The 16,479-nt window shown below is 69.1% G+C and carries 17 protein-coding genes; 11 read left to right on the top strand and 6 right to left on the bottom strand.

What is annotated here, in order from left to right; all coding sequences use genetic code 11:
- Window positions 1–5: 5 nt before the first annotated feature.
- Window positions 6–710, bottom strand: a complete 705-nt coding sequence (locus tag H7J86_RS04395) for a DUF427 domain-containing protein (RefSeq protein ID WP_267289562.1) — start codon at window positions 708–710, stop codon at window positions 6–8.
- 149 nt (window positions 711–859) lie between these two features.
- Between H7J86_RS04395 and H7J86_RS04390 the strand changes: the two genes are divergently transcribed.
- On the top strand, window positions 860–1,408 hold the full coding sequence (locus tag H7J86_RS04390) for a hypothetical protein (RefSeq protein WP_267289560.1): 549 nt from the start codon (window positions 860–862) through the stop codon (window positions 1,406–1,408).
- Between the two features lie 15 nt (window positions 1,409–1,423).
- On the top strand, window positions 1,424–2,779 hold the full coding sequence (locus H7J86_RS04385; protein ID WP_267289558.1) for an FAD-binding oxidoreductase: 1,356 nt from the start codon (window positions 1,424–1,426) through the stop codon (window positions 2,777–2,779).
- A gap of 14 nt (window positions 2,780–2,793) precedes the next feature.
- Here the strand turns inward: H7J86_RS04385 and H7J86_RS04380 are convergent, their stop codons facing one another.
- Window positions 2,794–3,048, bottom strand: coding sequence for a DUF2631 domain-containing protein (locus tag H7J86_RS04380; RefSeq protein ID WP_090356757.1), 255 nt, complete (start codon window positions 3,046–3,048; stop codon window positions 2,794–2,796).
- Between the two features lie 108 nt (window positions 3,049–3,156).
- Between H7J86_RS04380 and H7J86_RS04375 the strand changes: the two genes are divergently transcribed.
- Genes H7J86_RS04375 through H7J86_RS04355 form a run of 5 tightly spaced genes read left to right on the top strand, consistent with a single transcriptional unit; the run spans window position 3,157 to window position 8,051 of the window.
- Complete coding sequence (locus tag H7J86_RS04375) at window positions 3,157–4,626, top strand: amino acid permease (protein WP_267289556.1); 1,470 nt, start codon at window positions 3,157–3,159, stop codon at window positions 4,624–4,626.
- The gene (locus H7J86_RS04370; protein ID WP_267289555.1) at window positions 4,626–5,471 is read left to right on the top strand and encodes a TIGR03619 family F420-dependent LLM class oxidoreductase; all 846 of its coding nucleotides are present in this window, start codon (window positions 4,626–4,628) and stop codon (window positions 5,469–5,471) included. The genes H7J86_RS04375 and H7J86_RS04370 overlap by 1 nt, the downstream gene beginning before the upstream one ends.
- A 45-nt stretch (window positions 5,472–5,516) precedes the next feature.
- A complete protein-coding gene (gene puuE, locus H7J86_RS04365) occupies window positions 5,517–6,401 on the top strand; it encodes an allantoinase PuuE (protein ID WP_170847227.1) in 885 nt (294 codons plus the stop codon).
- 52 nt (window positions 6,402–6,453) lie between these two features.
- Window positions 6,454–7,290, top strand: a complete 837-nt coding sequence (locus H7J86_RS04360) for a MerR family transcriptional regulator (RefSeq protein ID WP_267289553.1) — start codon at window positions 6,454–6,456, stop codon at window positions 7,288–7,290.
- Complete coding sequence (locus tag H7J86_RS04355; RefSeq protein ID WP_090357264.1) at window positions 7,287–8,051, top strand: SDR family oxidoreductase; 765 nt, start codon at window positions 7,287–7,289, stop codon at window positions 8,049–8,051. The genes H7J86_RS04360 and H7J86_RS04355 overlap by 4 nt, the downstream gene beginning before the upstream one ends.
- Window positions 8,052–8,053: 2 nt before the next feature.
- Here H7J86_RS04355 and H7J86_RS04350 read toward each other — a convergent pair whose 3' ends face one another.
- The gene (locus H7J86_RS04350; RefSeq protein WP_267289551.1) at window positions 8,054–8,497 is read right to left on the bottom strand and encodes a nitroreductase/quinone reductase family protein; all 444 of its coding nucleotides are present in this window, start codon (window positions 8,495–8,497) and stop codon (window positions 8,054–8,056) included.
- The gene (locus H7J86_RS04345; RefSeq protein WP_267289549.1) at window positions 8,490–9,344 is read right to left on the bottom strand and encodes an NAD(P)H-binding protein; all 855 of its coding nucleotides are present in this window, start codon (window positions 9,342–9,344) and stop codon (window positions 8,490–8,492) included. The genes H7J86_RS04350 and H7J86_RS04345 overlap by 8 nt, the downstream gene beginning before the upstream one ends.
- Before the next feature lie 71 nt (window positions 9,345–9,415).
- Here H7J86_RS04345 and sigI point away from each other — a divergent pair, with 71 nt between their 5' ends.
- The gene (sigI, locus tag H7J86_RS04340; protein WP_267289547.1) at window positions 9,416–10,255 is read left to right on the top strand and encodes an RNA polymerase sigma factor SigI; all 840 of its coding nucleotides are present in this window, start codon (window positions 9,416–9,418) and stop codon (window positions 10,253–10,255) included.
- On the opposite strand, the gene H7J86_RS04335 is transcribed toward sigI, so the two are convergent.
- The gene (locus H7J86_RS04335) at window positions 10,246–11,931 is read right to left on the bottom strand and encodes a cytochrome c biogenesis protein DipZ (RefSeq protein ID WP_267289545.1); all 1,686 of its coding nucleotides are present in this window, start codon (window positions 11,929–11,931) and stop codon (window positions 10,246–10,248) included. The genes sigI and H7J86_RS04335 overlap by 10 nt on opposite strands.
- Before the next feature lie 104 nt (window positions 11,932–12,035).
- Window positions 12,036–12,713, bottom strand: a complete 678-nt coding sequence (locus H7J86_RS04330) for a fasciclin domain-containing protein (protein WP_267289543.1) — start codon at window positions 12,711–12,713, stop codon at window positions 12,036–12,038.
- Between the two features lie 163 nt (window positions 12,714–12,876).
- Here H7J86_RS04330 and dxr point away from each other — a divergent pair, with 163 nt between their 5' ends.
- The 3 genes from dxr to ispG are packed head-to-tail and all read left to right on the top strand — an operon-like array spanning window position 12,877 to window position 16,470.
- Window positions 12,877–14,055, top strand: coding sequence for a 1-deoxy-D-xylulose-5-phosphate reductoisomerase (gene dxr / locus H7J86_RS04325; protein ID WP_090356737.1), 1,179 nt, complete (start codon window positions 12,877–12,879; stop codon window positions 14,053–14,055).
- Window positions 14,052–15,287, top strand: coding sequence for a M50 family metallopeptidase (locus tag H7J86_RS04320; RefSeq protein ID WP_187099001.1), 1,236 nt, complete (start codon window positions 14,052–14,054; stop codon window positions 15,285–15,287). The genes dxr and H7J86_RS04320 overlap by 4 nt, the downstream gene beginning before the upstream one ends.
- A 25-nt stretch (window positions 15,288–15,312) precedes the next feature.
- Complete coding sequence (ispG, locus tag H7J86_RS04315; RefSeq protein WP_090356734.1) at window positions 15,313–16,470, top strand: flavodoxin-dependent (E)-4-hydroxy-3-methylbut-2-enyl-diphosphate synthase; 1,158 nt, start codon at window positions 15,313–15,315, stop codon at window positions 16,468–16,470.
- Window positions 16,471–16,479: the final 9 nt, after the last annotated feature.

Here is a 16,479-nt window from a genome sequence, read left to right as displayed (position 1 = left end):
CGGTGTCAGGTGGAGCAACCGCAGTCGCCGTGGCTGCCACCGGGTAGTTCGGCGAGCACCTCGGTGCGGGTCTCGTCGAAGCTCAGGAAGCCCGCGATCGGGGCCGATTCGGGCAGCGGCGTCTCGTAGCTCCAGGCGATGTCCTCGATGACCGCGTCACCGACCACCGCCGACCAGTACGTCGCGTACCCCTTGTAGTTGCAGTATGCGGTGGTGGCGGAGCGGCGCAGCAGGTCCGTGCGGACCTGAGTGGGGTGCACGTACAGGCGCGGCGCCAAGGCCGTCTCGAACAGCACCGTCGATTCGGCGGTGTCCACCAGGGTGGCGCCGTTGACCGTCACCCGCAGCCCGCGGTGGCCGGGCCGGCAGTCGACCCGATGGTAGGGGTTCGGCGGATAGTGCACCAGGGTGCGGCCCTCTTCGAGCCAGGTGTCCACGGCGTCCCACGGGACGTGCACATGGTCGGGCTTCTCGGGCAGTGGCGTGGTGGGGAGATCGGCGGTCTCGCCGAGGGGGAACGCGTAGGCGAGGGGGTGGCCGCGACGATGGACCATCAACGCGGCTTCGGTATCAATGACGATGCGGCCGTTGACCACTGCCTGAACGCGGCGAGGATGTGGCTCGATGAACACGACATCGTCGGGCAGCGGCGGAAAGCACCACCCCGCGGGGTCGGGGCCCAGTGGGCCGCGACCGGCGTAAAGACTCATGACGGCACTCCACGAACGAGGCGATGGGGCGGACAGCTGACCCACAGAGCTTTACAGAAACGGTACAAAATGTCACGCTGTGGGTATGGCGATGCCCTCCCGGCCTGCCCTCCCGCCGTCCGAGTCCCGTCCCCAAGGAGTGAGACCGCATGAAAGCCCGCTCATTTCGCCTCGACGATGCCCACCCGCTGCACGCGCGGCTGTCCTATGAACTCTCGGTCGTCGCGGTCGATCCGCTGGACGCGGTGCGCGCGGCCGGCGGCTGGATGTTCGACCGCGTGCGCGCCGGCTGGAAGGTCAAAGTGCTTGTGCCGCAGCGGTATGGCTCACGCCCATTGGATATCCTCGGTGTCCGGGCGTGCGCGCTGGAAACCAATTTCGACCTCGTGACCGCTGATCCCGCGGCGCTCGCGGTGTCGGCGCAAGCCTGGGGGATGGATGCCCGGATGCGCCGCGACGTGGTGCGGGCGGTGGAACGACGGGCCATCGAGGTATCGGTCTGGGGATCGCAGCCGTCGGAGATGGCGGGCAGGGTGGAGCCGGTGCAGCACCGACTCAGTCCCGCGGCGCGGGCATTCAAGGCGCACGCGATGGCCGCCGCAGGGGGCGACCCGGCCACCGTCACCGCCACGGAGGAATTCCACAGCTGTGCGTTGTGGTACCCATCGGACGGTCCTGATCTCATATCGGTTAGCTAGCTTTAGTATTCGGGGATGACCCCACTGCTCGACCGGCTGGCCTCGACCGTCGGCGCCGGGTACGTCAGCGCCGATCCCGAGGTGCTGGCCGGGCGCGCGATAGACCACACGGGCCGCTACCGCGGTCACGCGCAGGCCCTGGTGCGCCCCGGAACCGCCGCGGAGGTCGCGGCCGTGCTCACGGTGTGCCGGGATGCCGGGGCCTGTGTGACGGTGCAGGGCGGCCGGACGTCCCTGGTGGCCGGCACGGTACCCGAACACGACGATGTGCTGCTGTCCACCGAGCGGCTGACCACGCTCGGTGAGGTGGACGTGGCCGAACGCCGGGTGACCGTGGGCGCAGGCGTCACCCTGGCCGCGGTCCAGCGTGCGGCCAACGCGGCCGGGCTGCTCTTCGGGGTCGATCTGGCCGCCCGCGATTCGGCGACGATCGGCGGGATGGCGTCGACGAATGCCGGCGGGCTGCGCACCGTGCGCTACGGCAATATGGGCGAGCAGATCCTGGGCCTGCAGGTGGCCCTGCCCGACGGCAGCGTGCTGGCCCGGCACAGCCAGGTGCGCAGCGACAACACCGGCTACGACCTGACCGCCCTGCTGGTCGGCGCGGAGGGCACCCTCGGTGTGCTGACCGAAGTGGATCTCCGGCTGCATCCGGTACCCGCGCACCGGGTCACGGCCATCGCGGGTTTCGACGACCTGGCCGCGCTCGTCGAGGCCGGCCGTGTCTTCCGGGACACCGACGGTATCGCGGCGCTGGAACTGCTCGACGCCCGTGCCGCCGCACTGACCGCCGAGCATCTGGGTGTCGCGGCCCCCGTCGGGGGCGCGTGGCTACTGCTGATAGAACTGGCCGCCGACCTGGATCCGACGGAGCGATTGGCCGAGCTGCTCGATGTGCCCGGCGTGCGCGGGGAACCCGCCGTCGGGGTGGACACCCTTGCCCAGCAACGACTCTGGCAGGTTCGCGAAGCGGTGGCGGACATCCTCGGTGTGTACGGTCCGCCGCTGAAATTCGACGTGTCGCTACCGTTGCACGCCATCGCGAGCTTCGCCGAGGATGCCACCGTACTGGTGGCCGAGCACACGCGCGATGCCATCCCGGTGCTGTTCGGCCACATCGGGGAGGGCAATCTGCATCTGAACCTGGTGCGCTGCACCCTCACCGGGGAACGGGAGCGCGCCCTCTACGCGGCGATGATGACCCTGATCGCGGCGCACGGCGGCAACGTGTCCTCAGAACACGGCGTCGGCAGCCGCAAACGTGACTACCTGTCCATGTCGCGCACGGACGCCGATATCGCGGCGATGCGGGCGGTGAAGACGGCTTTCGATCCGACCGGCTATCTCAACCCGGCGGTGCTTTTTCGCTGATCCCGCTGACGCGGTCAGCGGTACCAGCCGGCGCGGCGGGCCCACCAGTCGCGGGCCACCACGCCCAGGATGCCGATGGCGAAGAGGATCAGGAACACATCCTCGACATGGCCGACGTGGTTACCGCGCAGCATGCACAGCAGGAAGATGGCCGACAGGATGCCGCCAATGTGGATCCAGGTGTGGTTCTCCTTCGACCAACCCCACGCGGCGGACGGAACTTCTTCCACGTCGACACCGGTGTGTCGCTCGACCTCGGTGTTGGCCACGGTTGCTCCTCGTCGGTCTACATCTGGTCCAGACTTGTCTGGTTCGACATTCTGGCACACCCGGGCGATCCGGCCCGACCGGCCGTCGATTGTGGGTACTTTCCCAAGATGGCAGGCAGTCGAGTCAAATCCGTCGAGCAGTCCATCGCCGATACCGACCAGCCCGGAACCCGGCTGCGCAAGGACCTCACCTGGTGGGACCTCACCGTGTTCGGGGTGTCCGTCGTCGTCGGCGCCGGCATCTTCACGGTCACGGCCTCGACCGCGGCCAACATCACCGGCCCGGCCATCTCGGTGTCCTTCGTCATCGCCGCCGTCACCTGCGGCCTGGCCGCGCTGTGCTACGCCGAGTTCGCCTCGACGGTGCCGGTGGCCGGCAGCGCCTACACCTTCTCGTATGCCACCTTCGGCGAGTTCGTGGCCTGGATCATCGGCTGGGATCTGATCCTGGAGTTCGCGATCGGGGCGGCGGTGGTGGCCAAGGGCTGGTCCAGCTACCTGGGCACCGTGTTCGGGTTCGCCGGCGGAACCACCGAGATCGGCGCGCTCACGCTGGACTGGGGTGCGCTGCTGATCGTCGCGGTGGTGGCCACCCTGCTGGCCTTCGGCACGAAGCTGTCCTCGCATTTCAGTGCCGTCGTCACCGCCGTCAAGGTGGCGGTGGTGCTGCTGGTGGTGATCGTCGGTGCGTTCTTCATCAAGGCGGCCAACTACACGCCGTTCATCCCTGCCCAGGAATCGGCGGATGCGACCGGAACCGGCCTGGATCAGTCGGTGTTCTCCCTGCTCACCGGCGCCGCGGGCAGTCACTACGGCTTCTACGGCGTGCTGGCGGGGGCTTCCATCGTGTTCTTCGCGTTCATCGGCTTCGATGTCGTCGCGACCACCGCCGAGGAGACCCGCGATCCGCAGCGCGATGTGGCCAAGGGCATCCTCGCCTCGCTCGCGGTGGTCACCCTGCTCTATGTCGCGGTATCGGTGGTGCTGTCCGGGATGGCGTCCTACGCCGACCTCAAGCAGGCCGGGAACGGCCATCCCAACCTGGCCACGGCGTTCGAGCTCAACGGCGTGCACTGGGCGGCGAAGGTCATCTCGATCGGCGCCCTCGCCGGGCTCACCACCGTGGTGATGGTGCTGCTGCTCGGACTGTCCAGGGTGCTGTTCGCGATGTCGCGGGACGGCCTGCTGCCGCGCCGGCTGGCCCACACCGGCACCCGCGGCACCCCGGTGCGCATCACCGTCCTGGTGGCCGTGCTGACCGCGGTGGCGGCGGCGGTGTTCCCGATCGGCAAGCTGGAGGAGATGGTCAACGTCGGCACCCTGTTCGCCTTCATCCTCGTCTCGGCCGGCGTGCTGGTGCTTCGTCGCAGCAGGCCGGACCTGCCGCGCGGCTTCCGCGTGCCGTGGGTGCCGCTGCTGCCGCTGGCCTCGATCGCCGCGTGCGCGTGGCTGATGCTCAACCTCACCGGCCTGACCTGGTTGCGGTTCGGGATCTGGATGGCCGTCGGTGTGGTGGTCTACCTGGCCTACGGGCGGCGGCATTCGGTACTGGCGCAACGCGAGGTGGCGCTGCGCTGATGCAGTTCTGGAGCGGCACCGCGTTCATGGACACCGCCGCCGCGTTGCGGCTGGCGCCGTTGCTCGACGACGCCGGGTTCGACGGCTTGATCAGCGCCGACCATCTGGTCTATCCGCGCGACCTGAAATCGAAATACCCTTCCCCAGAAGGGGTTCCGCCGTGGCAGCCGGAGACGGCGTGGCCCGACTCGTGGGTGCTCATCGGGGCGATGGCGGCGCTGACCACGCGGCTGCGATTCTCCAACGCCATCTACGTCGCCCCGTCGCGACCGCTGGTGGCGGTGGCCAAACTGGTGGCCACCGCCTCGGTCATCTCGGCGGGCCGGGTGGCGCTGGCCGTCGGAGCGGGGTGGATGCGCGAGGAATTCGAGCTGCTGGGCCAGGATTTCGGAACCCGCGGTGCACGCCTGGACGAGATGATCCCGGCGCTGCGCGAACTGTGGCGCGGTGGGTGGGTGTCCTGGCACGGCGAGCATTACCAGGTGCCTGAACTCATGCTGGAGCCGCACCCGCCCGCGCCGGTGCCGATCCTGTGCGGTGGCGAGACCGAGGTGGCGCTGCGCCGCGCGGCCCGGCTGTGCGACGGCTGGGTCGGCACCGCCTACCGGCTCGACGAAGCGGTGCGTTACGTGGACCGGCTCACCGTGCTCCGGCGCGAATACGGCCGGGAGAACGAGCCGTTCGAGATCATGCTGGCCCTGCTCGAGGTGCCGACGCTGGACGTGTTCCAGCGGGCCGAGGAGGTCGGGATCACCGCGGTGATGTGTGCTCCCTGGTTCGGCTCGGACGATATGGCGGGGGCGATCGCCCGGTTCGCCGACGAGGTCATCATCAAGATGCGGTGACGCCGCCCGGCGTGCGACATTACTTCGGTGACGTACCCCCGCGACATGGTCGGCTACGGGCCGCACCCACCCGACCCGCAATGGCCCGGCGGGGCCAACATCGCCGTCCAGTTCGTGCTCAACTACGAGGAGGGTGCCGAGAACTCCGTGCTGCACGGTGACGCGGGCTCGGAGACTTTCCTGTCCGATGTCGTGGGCGCACAGTCGTTTCCGAACCGGCACCTGAGCGTGGAATCGTTGTACGAATACGGCTCGCGCGCGGGGTTGTGGCGGGTGCTGCGGACCTTCGAACGTCGCGGGCTGCCGTTGACGATCTTCGGGGTGGCCATGGCACTGGCCCGCAATCCCGAGGCCGTGGCGGCGTTCACCGCCCGCGGCGACGAGATCGCCTGTCACGGCCTGCGCTGGCTGAACTACCAACTGACCGACGTCGACGTCGAACGCGACCACCTGGAACAGGCCGTCGCACTGATGACCGAGCTGACCGGTTCGGCGCCGCTGGGCTGGTACACCGGCCGGGACTCCCCGCAGACCCGGCAGCTGGTCGTGGAGCACGGCGGCTTCCTGTACGACTCGGATTCCTATGCCGACGACCTGCCGTACTGGACTCGGGTCGGCGGACGCGATCACCTGGTGGTGCCCTACACCTTGGACACCAACGATATGAAGTACGTCTCCACCAGTGGGTTTCCCAGCGGAACAGAGTTTTTCACCTACCTGCGGGATGCCTTCGATGTGCTCTACGCCGAAGGCGAGGCCGGTGCGCCGAAAATGCTGTCGGTGGGCCTGCACTGCCGGTTGGTGGGCCGGCCCGCCCGCATCGCCGCACTGGAACGGTTCCTCGACCATGTGCAGTCCCATGACTCGGTGTGGATCGCCCGCCGGGTGGACATCGCCCGGCACTGGATCGAGCGCTTCCCGGCTCAGTGATCGACCGGCGCGGTGTTGACCCTCCCGCAGGGGGAGACGCCAGACTGGCCACATGCCTGACTCCTCCGACACGGTATCCATCGGTGACTTCTCCCGGATGACGCAGTTGAGCGTGAAGACGCTGCGGCACTATCACGACATCGGGCTGATGGCGCCCAGTTATGTCGATCCCGGCACCGGATACCGGTACTACTCGTACGACCAGCTGCCCACCGCGGCGGTGGTGCGCCGGTTGCGCGCACTCGATATGTCGATCGCCGACGTCAAGGCGGTGCTGGCCGCCGACCCCGCCGGTCGCAATGCGCTGATCGGCACCCACCTGCAGCGGCTGGAGGCGCAGCTGGCCGATACCCGGGCCGCGGTCGACGCGCTGCGGGACATCCTCGACCCGCCGCGGGGTGCGTGGAAGCTGGAGCATCGCAGCGTGCCCACGACCGCCGCGGTGGCGGTGCACGACAACGTGGACCGCGACGACCTGCCGACCTGGTGGGAGGGTGCCGTCGCCGAACTGCAGGCGACCGTGCGCACCCAGCACCTGACCCAGACCGGGCCGCCCGGAGCCCTTTTCGGTTTCGGGATCTTCGACCGTGACCACGGACCGGCCACCGTGTTCATCCCGGCGACCGGACCGGTCCGTCCGGTCGGGCGGGTGGCCGAGTACACCGTGCCGGCCGCCGAGCTGCTGGTCGTGCGTCATGACGGACCCCATGACGACGTGGACCTCGCCTACACCGAACTGGGCAGTTACGCGACCCGGCACGAGATCAGCGTCGACGGACCCCTGCGCGAGTATTACGAGCGGTTCGCCTGGGACACCCCGGATCCGGCGCAGTGGCGAACCGACCTGTGCTGGCCGATCTTCCGGTCCGACCGCGGCGGCCGGCGATGACCGCGGGGCAGCGCCGGGCAGTCGTCACGGGTGCCACGAAGGGCACCGGCGCCGCGGTGGTGCACTGGTTACAAGAGCGCGGTGTCTCGGTGACCGCCGTGGCGCGACACCGCCCCGAGACCGTCACCGCCGACCATTTCGTCGCCGCCGACCTGACCACGCCCGAGGGTGCGGCCGTCGTCGCCGACGAGGTCCGCCGCCACGGCGGCACCGATATCCTGGTGCACGTCGCGGGCGGTTCCAGTGCTCCCGCCGGTGGGTTCGCCCATCTCGGTGACGAGGACTGGGCCCTTGAGCTGCAACTCAATCTGATGGCCGCCGTCCGGCTGGACCGGGCCTTGCTGCCGGCGATGATCGCCGCCGGCGGTGGGGCGGTGGTGCACGTGGGATCCATCCAGAGCCGCATGCCCCTGTATGACGGCACCCTCGGCTACGCGGCGGCCAAGGCGGCGCTGCGGGCCTACAGCAAGGGATTGGCAAACGAGCTGGCGCCCAAGGGAATCAGGGTCAACACCGTCTCGCCGGGTTTCATCCGGACCGAGGCCGCAGACGCCCTGGTGGCCAGGATCGCGGAAGGGGAGGGCACCGACCGGGACGCGGCGCTGAAATCCCTGATGGCCGCACTCGGCGGCATACCGCTGGGCCGGCCGGCCCAGCCCGCCGAAGTGGCCGAGGTCATCGGCTTCCTGGTGTCGGATGCCGCCGGATCGGTCGTCGGCGCCGATATCGTCGTCGACGGCGGGACCGTCCGCACGGTGTGAGCTCACCGGTCGTCGAGACGAAACACGGCCAGCCGCCCGGCCAGTGCCTCGAACTCCTCCGGTGTGCCGTGCACCACGAGCCCGGACCGTTTGGCGAACCCCACCCCGACCGGCACCTTCTGCGCGAACGCGCGTAACACGGGCCGGGACTGCTCGGCGGTCAGCTCGACGATGCGCACCCGGCGTGCGCGCCGGCCCCTGGTCAACACACCTGCGCCGGCGGCGCGGGCATTGGCCGCCCAGTCCGCACCGGGGTAGCCGGCCACCGTGTACAACGCACCGCCGTACTCGAACGGCGTCATGGGTGTGCTGCGCGGTTGCCCGGTTTTGCGTCCCGGCACCGTGAGGACCTGAGACGGTCCGGCCGGTACCCCGAGCCGGCCCAGGGCGACCACCAGCTTGTTCATCGTCTTCAGCCAGCTCGGCGGTGTGGGGTCATCAGACATGTTCTGCTCCTTGATATTCGGCGAACAGGGCGAGGTGGGCGCCGACCCACCGGGCGAAGGTGGTGGCGGTCCGGCCGAGGATGCGCTGCACCTCGTCGGTGACCGGTGCCGGCCGGCCGACCCCGGCCTCGAGCAGGCCGATATAGGCGTCGGCGAATGCGGCGGGAAACCCGATGGCGGCGAACCGCTCGCGCACCGCGTCGGGCGGCAGCTCGACATAGCGCAGGTCGCGGCCCAGCGCGGCGCCGATCACCTGCACCAGCTCGGTATTGGTCAGCGACTGCGGGCCGGTCAGTGGGATCCGCGTTCGGTCGAGGGCGTCGGTCAGCAGTGCGACGGCCGCCACCGCGGCGATATCGGCTTCGGCGATCACCGCGGTGCACGCCTGCGCGTACGGCCCGCTGACCACGTCCCCGGCTCTGATCTGCCCTGCCCACATCCCCGCGAAATTCGAGGCGAACACCGTGGGCCGCAGGCTCACCCAGTCCAGGCCGGAGGCGACCGCGAGCTGTTCGCACTCGCGGTTGCGATCACCGCGCACCCGCGAGGGCTGGCGCGCATCCTCGTCCTCGGCATTGATCGCCGACAGTGCCACCAGCTTGCGCACCCCGTGCGCCCGCGCCAGTTCCACGGTGGCCTCGAGTTCGCCGATGAGTGCGCGCGAGTTGAGGAAGACGGCGTCGGCGCCCGGCATTCCGGCCGCCGCGGTCGGCACCGAGGTGACCGACGGCGGGAAGGGCGAGGCCGAACGGGTGACGGCGCGGACCGCCACCCCGGCGTCGAGAAGATGTGCGACGAGGGGGCGGCCGACGTTGCCGGTCGCTCCGGTGACCAGAATTGTTTTCATGCCACCAAGGACGGAACCCCGGGGCGGAAAGTTACCCGTAACTTTTCCCGGTGCGAGATCGTCATAACACCATGACCGACTCGATCGACACCGCCTGGCGCGAGCACCACGCCTACCTGGTGAACCTCGGCTACCAGATGCTCGGCGATATCGGCGACGCCGAAGATACTGCGCAGGAAGCGTTTCTGCGGCTGGCCCGGGCCGGCGAGCCCATCGAGGACGTGCGGGCCTGGCTGACGGTGGTGACGGGCCGGTTGTGTCTGGATCTGCTTCGCTCGGCGCGGGTGCGCCGCGTCCACCTCGGCGGGGACAGCGCCACGGCCACGGTCCCCGACCCCACGCCCGGCCCCGCCGACCGGGTCACGCTGGACGACGAGGTCAGCGCGGCGCTGCTGGCGGTGCTGCGCATGCTCAGCCCGGGGGAGCGGGTGGCATTCGTGCTGCACGACGTCTTCGGGGCGCCGTTCGAGGAGATCGCCACCACCGTGGGCCGGCCGGTGGGCACCTGCCGGCAGCTGGCCCGCCGGGCCCGGGCCAAGGTCACCGGAGCGGGACCCGGCCTGGTGGAGGTGACCCGGGCCGAGCACCGCCACGTCACCGAGGCATTCATCACGGCCTGCGCCAACGGCGACCTGACCGCGCTGACCGCGGTGCTCGACCCCGAGGTCTGGGGGGTGGGCACGGTGCTGGCCGATCCGCCCGTACCCGCGCAGGTGAATCACGGTCGGCACGACGTGGCGGTGAACCTGCTGCGCTACCTGGGGCCGGGCGCCACCGTGGTGTGCGCGGCCGAACCGGTGCTGCTGGCCTTCGACCGCGGCCGGTTGTTCGCGGTGGTGGTGCTGACGTTGCGCGGCGAGCGGGTCATCAAGATCGAAGCCACCGCGGACCCGGCCGCCCGTCAGCCGTAGGTGAACGAATACGCCTGCAGGCCCTGGGATAACGTCACGTCGAGATGGCCGGGCCCGGCGGAGTCGCCCGCGACGATCTGCCGCATGTTGGGCGGTCCGCGCACGGGGATGCGCCGGGTGCCGCCGGAGGTGGTCACCTCGACGGTGCCGTTGCCGCCGACGACGAGATAGACGTTGCGGGCGTGGTAGTTCAGCGCGATCTGGGCGCCGTCGGCCCCGGCAGTGGCGGCCTGGTAGTCGAGTCGCCACGGACCGCGCAGGGCGAAGGTGTCGTCGGCCAGACGGGCCGGGAGATCGAAGGTCGCGGTGCCCTGGTCGTAGGTGCCGGTGCCGCCGTAGTTCACCACTTTCCCCACGCTGAGGTAGGTCTCCGGAGTCAGCTGCGACCGGGGGGTGGTGTCGGGTGCGCCGGTCGGCGGGGGCAGGGCACGGTCCGGATGCGCCTGGGAAAGCAGCTCTCTGATCAGTTTCTCGGTGACGTCATAGTCGCCCTCGCCGAACTTCACGTGCCGGACGGTGCCCTCGGCGTCGATCAGGTAGTGGGCGGGCCAGTAGCGGTTGCGGTAGTTGGTCCAGGTGGCGTAACCGTTGTCCAGCGCGACGGGGTAGGTGATGCCCAGATCGCGGGCCCCGCCGGCGACGTTGGCCGGAACCCGTTCGAAGGCGTACTCCGGGGTGTGGACACCGATGACGTCGAACCCGGCGTCCCGGTAGGCCCGGTACCAGTCGGTGACGTGCGGGATGCTGCGTTGGCAGTTGATGCACGAATAGGCCCAGAAGTCGATGAGCACCACCTTGCCGCGTAGCGCCGCGAGGTCGACAGCGGAGTTCCCCGGCGTGTTCAGCCACGCCGTGATGCCCTTGATATCCGGTGCCGGGCCGCAACTTTCGAGTTCGGGTGCACCGTCGGAGCAATTGGACAGCCCGGCATTCTGGTCGTTGACGATCCCGCCCAGGTTGAGTGTGTCGCGGATCTGCCGGTCGCCGCCGACGGCATCGGACAGCGCCGCCGTGTAGTCGGGTACGACTCGCTGCAGGTGGGCCGGAAGATCGAACACCAGGGCCACCGCCAGCGCGAGGGTGACGAGGCCGGCCGAGACGCGGATGCCACGCTGGCGGCGGCGGAAGGCGCCGACGCGTTCGCTCACCCGCCGCCCGGCCAGCGCGAAGAAGAGCAGCGGCAGTGCCGCGCCGATCGCGAACGACGCGGTGAGCACCACCGTCGGCAACCCGATATTGCCGGTGGCGCCGGCCAGGATGATCGCGGCCAGCACCGGCCCTGCGCAGGGCACGTACAACACCCCCAAGGCCAGGCCGAGACCGAAACCCGAAGTTCCGGAACCGAATTGCCGTTGCGGCAGGCGGGCGAACGGTTTCTCCAGAATCGCCTCGAACCGGGGGAAGATCAACCCGATACCGATGGCCGTCAGGGCGGCCAGCGCCACCCACCGCAGCGCGTCCTGCGGCAGATTCAGCAGCGACAACACCGCCGAACCGGTCAGGGTGACGGCGGTGAAGCTCAGCACCAGGCCGGCGATCACCAGATAGGGCCGGCGTGCGGAGGTGGGTCCACTCTGGGTGCCGGAGAAGAAGATCACCGGGAGTACCGGCAGGATGCACGGCGAGATGCCGGTGATCAGACCGCCGAGAAGTCCGATGGCGATGACGGTGAGCATGCGCGTGACTTCCCGGTCGGTCCAGGCACGTGCGGCGCCCCGAGTGCCACGGGGGGGTGCGAATCGGGACGCCGCACGTGGGTTCTGTTGTGCTGCAGCTGGACTCAGGCGGGGGGCATGAGCACGGTGTCGATCATGTAGACGGTGGCATTGGCGGTCTTCACGCCGCCGCACACCAGGCCCGCGTCGTTGACCTTGAGCCCCGGACCGGATCCGGTCACGGTGACGGTGCCGCCCTGAAGCGTCTTGTACTGTCCGGTGACCTGCATGGGGCTGGCCTGCCCCTCGACCACGTGATAGGTGAGGATCTTGGTCAGCAGATCCGAATCGGTCTTGAGCTTGTCCAGGGTGGCCGCGTCGATCTTGGCGAAGGCGTCATCGGTCGGCGCGAACACGGTGAGACCGGGGTTGCTGTTCAGCGTGTCGACCAGGTTCACGTTCGGATTGAGCTTGCCCGACAACGCCGAGGTCAGCGTCTTGAGCATGGGGTTGTTCGAGGCGGCCACGGCAACCGGGTCCTGTGCCATACCGGCGACCGAACCGGGCCCGCTGGGCACCTGCTGCGCGTAGACGGCGCACCCGTTGCCGACCAGACCGGCGGCGGGATCGGCCATCGCCGAAGTCGCCGCGGGCGATGTCATCGCAGTCATGCTCGCCGAGGTGCCGGTTTCCGGTGCGGCACTGGCGTTCGTGGACGAATCCTTGGAACACGCAATACCTCCGAAGAGGGTGACCGCCGAAAGACCGATCACCGCGAGTGTTTTCGATTGAGCTTGGTTCATCACTGTTGTCACTCGAATCTGTTCCGGAGCGGTCTTTTGGGCCGCCCTCACCGATGTATTCGGTGCGATGTGCGGACCGGATGGGTGACCTGTCGAGCCGGCGTGACACGACGCATCCGGCGTCGATTCCGCCGAGGGTGATCCCACGCGGCACAATGGGACGGTGACGAACGTCGGAGGGCAGGAACGCGTGCGGGTGCTGCTGCTGGGCAGCACCGGTTCCATCGGCACCCAGGCGCTCGAGGTCATCGCGGCCAACCCGGATCGCTTCGAGGTCGTGGGTCTGGCCGCCGGCGGCGGCAACGCCGAGCTGCTGGCCCGGCAGGCCGCCGAGACGGGGGTGCGCAATGTGGCCGTCGCCGACCCCGACGCCACCATCGAGGCCGCCTACCGCGGGCCCGACGCGGCCACCCGCATCGTCGAGGACACCGAGGCCGACGTGGTGCTCAACGCCCTGGTCGGTGCGCTCGGACTGAAGCCGACCCTGGCCGCCCTGCACAGTGGGGCCCGGCTGGCACTGGCGAACAAGGAGTCACTGGTAGCCGGTGGCCCCCTGGTGCTGGCGGCCGCCGCGCCCGGACAGATCGTGCCGGTGGACTCCGAACATTCGGCGCTGGCGCAGTGCCTGCGCGGCGGTAGCGCCGACGAGGTCGCCGCCCTGGTGCTGACCGCTTCGGGCGGGCCGTTCCGCGGCTGGTCGGCGGAGGCGCTGACCAGCGTCACCCCCGAACAGGCCGGTGCGCACCCGACCTGGTCGATGGGACCGATGAACACCCTGAACTCGGCGTCACTGGTCAACAAGGGCCTGGAGCTGATCGAGACGCATCTGCTGTTCGGCATCGATTACGACCGCATCGAGGTCGTGGTGCATCCCCAGTCGATCGTGCACTCGATGGTGACGTTCACCGACGGCTCGACGCTGGCGCAGGCCAGCCCGCCCGATATGAAACTGCCCATCGCGCTGGCCCTGGGCTGGCCGGACCGGGTGGCCGGGGCCGCGCAGGCCTGCGACTGGAGCACCGCGTCGACGTGGACGTTCGAACCGCTGGACGCGCAGGTGTTCCCCGCGGTGGAGCTGGCCAGGGAAGCCGGTCGGCGGGGCGGCTGCCTCACCGCGGTCTACAACGCGGCCAACGAGGAGGCCGCCGAGGCCTTCCTCGCGGGGCGTATCGCGTTCCCCTCGATTGTGCGAACTGTTGCCGACGTGCTGCACGCCGCAGACCAGTGGGCCGCCGCACCCGCTACCGTGGAAGAAGTACTCGACGCACAGGACTGGGCCAAGGCCGAGGCCAGGCGCCTGATCCGCACCGAATCGACGCAGGAGGTCACCGCAGCCCGATGATGTTCGCTATCGGCATCGCGCTGTTCGCGCTGGCCATCCTGGTCTCGGTGGCCCTGCATGAATGCGGGCACATGTGGGTGGCCCGCGCCACCGGCATGAAGGTGCGCCGCTACTTCGTCGGCTTCGGTCCCACCCTGTGGTCGACCATGCGGCCGAACAAGCTCGGCTACACCGAGTACGGCGTCAAGGCCGTCCCGCTGGGCGGCTTCTGCGATATCGCCGGCATGACCTCGGTCGAAGAGCTCGCCCCCGACGAGCAGCGCCACGCGATGTACAAGCAGAAGGTGTGGAAGCGCGTCGCCGTGCTGTTCGCGGGCCCGGGGATGAACTTCGCCATCGGCCTGGCGCTCATCTACGCCATCGCCGTCATCTGGGGCCTGCCCAACCTGCACCCGCCGACCACCGCGATCGTCGGTCAAACCGCCTGTGTGGCACCGCAGATCAGCAAGGGCGGGGACAACCCGTTCGGGCCGTGCCCGGAACCGGGCCCCGGCCCGGCCGCGCTTGCCGGCATCAAGGCCGGCGACACCATCGTCAAGGTCAACGGCACCGATGTGGCGACCTTCGCGGATATGGCCGCCGCCATCCGTAAGCTCTCCGGCCCGGTGCCGATCGTCTACGAACGCGACGGTGAGCGGATCGCCACCGTCGTCGACGTCACCCAGACCCAGCGCTTCGCCGACAAGGATGCCGACAAGACGATCGCCGTCGGCGCCATCGGGGTGAGTGCGGCGCAGCCGCCGGGCCCCACCCGGTACAACCCGCTGACCGCCGTCCCGGCCACCTTCTCCTTCACCGGTGACCTCGCCGTCGAACTCGGCAAGTCGCTGGCCAAGATCCCCACCAAGGTCGGCGCGCTGGTGCACGCCATCGGTGGCGGCGAGCGCGACCCCGAGACCCCGATCAGCGTGGTGGGCGCCAGCATCATCGGCGGCGACACCGTCGACCACGGCCTGTGGGTGGCGTTCTGGTTCTTCCTGGCCCAGATGAACTTCGTGCTCGGCGCGGTGAACCTGATCCCGCTGCTGCCCTTCGACGGCGGTCATATCGCGATCGCGGTGTTCGAGAAGGTCCGCAACATGATCCGCACGGCGCGCGGCAAGGTGGCTGCCGCGCCGGTCAACTACCTCAAACTCATGCCCGCCACCTATGTGGTGCTGGTGTTCGTTGTCGGATACATGTTGTTGACCGTCACTGCCGACCTGGTCAATCCCATCAGACTGTTCCAGTAGTCGGACCCTGAAGTTTGGAGATGAAGTGACTTCCATCGGCCTGGGTATCCCAGCCCCGCCGCCGCCCGTTCTGGCGCCGCGTCGCAAGACCCGCCAGCTCAAGGTGGGCGATGTGGGGGTGGGTAGCGACTCGCCGATCTCGGTGCAGTCGATGTGCACCACCAAGACCCATGACATCAACGCGACGCTGCAGCAGATCGCCGAGCTGACCGCGTCGGGCTGCGATATCGTCCGGGTCGCCTGCCCCCGGCAGGAGGATGCCGACGCGCTGCCGATCATCGCGAAGAAGGCGAACATCCCCGTCATCGCCGATATCCATTTCCAGCCGAAGTACATCTTCGCCGCCATCGACGCGGGCTGCGCGGCGGTGCGGGTGAACCCCGGCAACATCAAAGAATTCGACGGCCGGGTCAAAGAGGTGGCCAAGGCCGCGGGCGCGGCGGGCATCCCGATCCGGATCGGGGTCAATGCCGGGTCGTTGGACAAGCGGATGCTGGAGAAGTACGGGAAGGCCACCCCGGAGGCGCTCGTCGAATCCGCGCTGTGGGAGGCCTCGCTGTTCGAGGAGCACGGCTTCGGCGATATCAAGATCAGCGTCAAGCACAACGACCCGGTGATCATGGTGGCCGCCTACGAACAGTTGGCCGCCCGGTGCGACTATCCGCTGCACCTGGGTGTCACCGAAGCCGGCCCCGCCTTCCAGGGCACCATCAAGTCCGCCGTCGCCTTCGGTGCGCTGCTGTCGCGCGGTATCGGCGACACCATCCGGGTGTCGCTGTCGGCGCCGCCGGCCGAGGAGATCAAGGTCGGCAACCAGATCCTGGAATCGCTGAACCTGCGTCCGCGCGGCCTGGAGATCGTGTCCTGTCCGTCCTGCGGGCGCGCCCAGGTCGACGTGTACACGTTGGCCAATGCGGTGTCGGCGGGACTGGACGGGCTCGATGTGCCGTTGCGCGTGGCGGTGATGGGTTGTGTGGTGAACGGCCCGGGCGAAGCCCGCGAAGCGGACCTCGGTGTCGCGTCGGGCAACGGTAAGGGTCAGATCTTCGTCAAGGGTGAAGTGGTCAAGACGGTGCCCGAGGCGATGATCGTGGAGACCCTGATCGAAGAGGCCATGCGCATCGCGGCCGAATTGGACCCGGGGGCAAGTGCCAGCGGTTCGCCCGTTGTCACCGTAAGCTGAAACAGGCCC

This window comes from Mycobacterium hackensackense, from assembly GCF_025822555.1.
Taxonomy (GTDB): domain Bacteria; phylum Actinomycetota; class Actinomycetes; order Mycobacteriales; family Mycobacteriaceae; genus Mycobacterium; species Mycobacterium fluoranthenivorans.
Note: the sequence above shows the minus strand (reverse complement) of the source record. Positions and strands in the feature narration are given on the sequence as shown.

Excerpts from the sequence above, each read along its gene's own strand:
- H7J86_RS04345 (WP_267289549.1), bottom strand. The coding sequence starts at position 9,344 with ATGAAAACAATTCTGGTCACCGGAGCGACCGGCAACGTCGGCCGCCCC.
- H7J86_RS04370 (WP_267289555.1), top strand. The coding sequence starts at position 4,626 with ATGCAGTTCTGGAGCGGCACCGCGTTCATGGACACCGCCGCCGCGTTG.
- sigI (WP_267289547.1), top strand. The coding sequence starts at position 9,416 with ATGACCGACTCGATCGACACCGCCTGGCGCGAGCACCACGCCTACCTG.
- H7J86_RS04330 (WP_267289543.1), bottom strand. The coding sequence starts at position 12,713 with ATGAACCAAGCTCAATCGAAAACACTCGCGGTGATCGGTCTTTCGGCG.
- H7J86_RS04360 (WP_267289553.1), top strand. The coding sequence starts at position 6,454 with ATGCCTGACTCCTCCGACACGGTATCCATCGGTGACTTCTCCCGGATG.
- puuE (WP_170847227.1), top strand. The coding sequence starts at position 5,517 with ATGGTCGGCTACGGGCCGCACCCACCCGACCCGCAATGGCCCGGCGGG.
- H7J86_RS04320 (WP_187099001.1), top strand. The coding sequence starts at position 14,052 with ATGATGTTCGCTATCGGCATCGCGCTGTTCGCGCTGGCCATCCTGGTC.
- H7J86_RS04385 (WP_267289558.1), top strand. The coding sequence starts at position 1,424 with ATGACCCCACTGCTCGACCGGCTGGCCTCGACCGTCGGCGCCGGGTAC.
- H7J86_RS04375 (WP_267289556.1), top strand. The coding sequence starts at position 3,157 with ATGGCAGGCAGTCGAGTCAAATCCGTCGAGCAGTCCATCGCCGATACC.
- H7J86_RS04335 (WP_267289545.1), bottom strand. The coding sequence starts at position 11,931 with ATGCTCACCGTCATCGCCATCGGACTTCTCGGCGGTCTGATCACCGGC.
- H7J86_RS04350 (WP_267289551.1), bottom strand. The coding sequence starts at position 8,497 with ATGTCTGATGACCCCACACCGCCGAGCTGGCTGAAGACGATGAACAAG.
- H7J86_RS04395 (WP_267289562.1), bottom strand. The coding sequence starts at position 710 with ATGAGTCTTTACGCCGGTCGCGGCCCACTGGGCCCCGACCCCGCGGGG.
- H7J86_RS04355 (WP_090357264.1), top strand. The coding sequence starts at position 7,287 with ATGACCGCGGGGCAGCGCCGGGCAGTCGTCACGGGTGCCACGAAGGGC.
- H7J86_RS04390 (WP_267289560.1), top strand. The coding sequence starts at position 860 with ATGAAAGCCCGCTCATTTCGCCTCGACGATGCCCACCCGCTGCACGCG.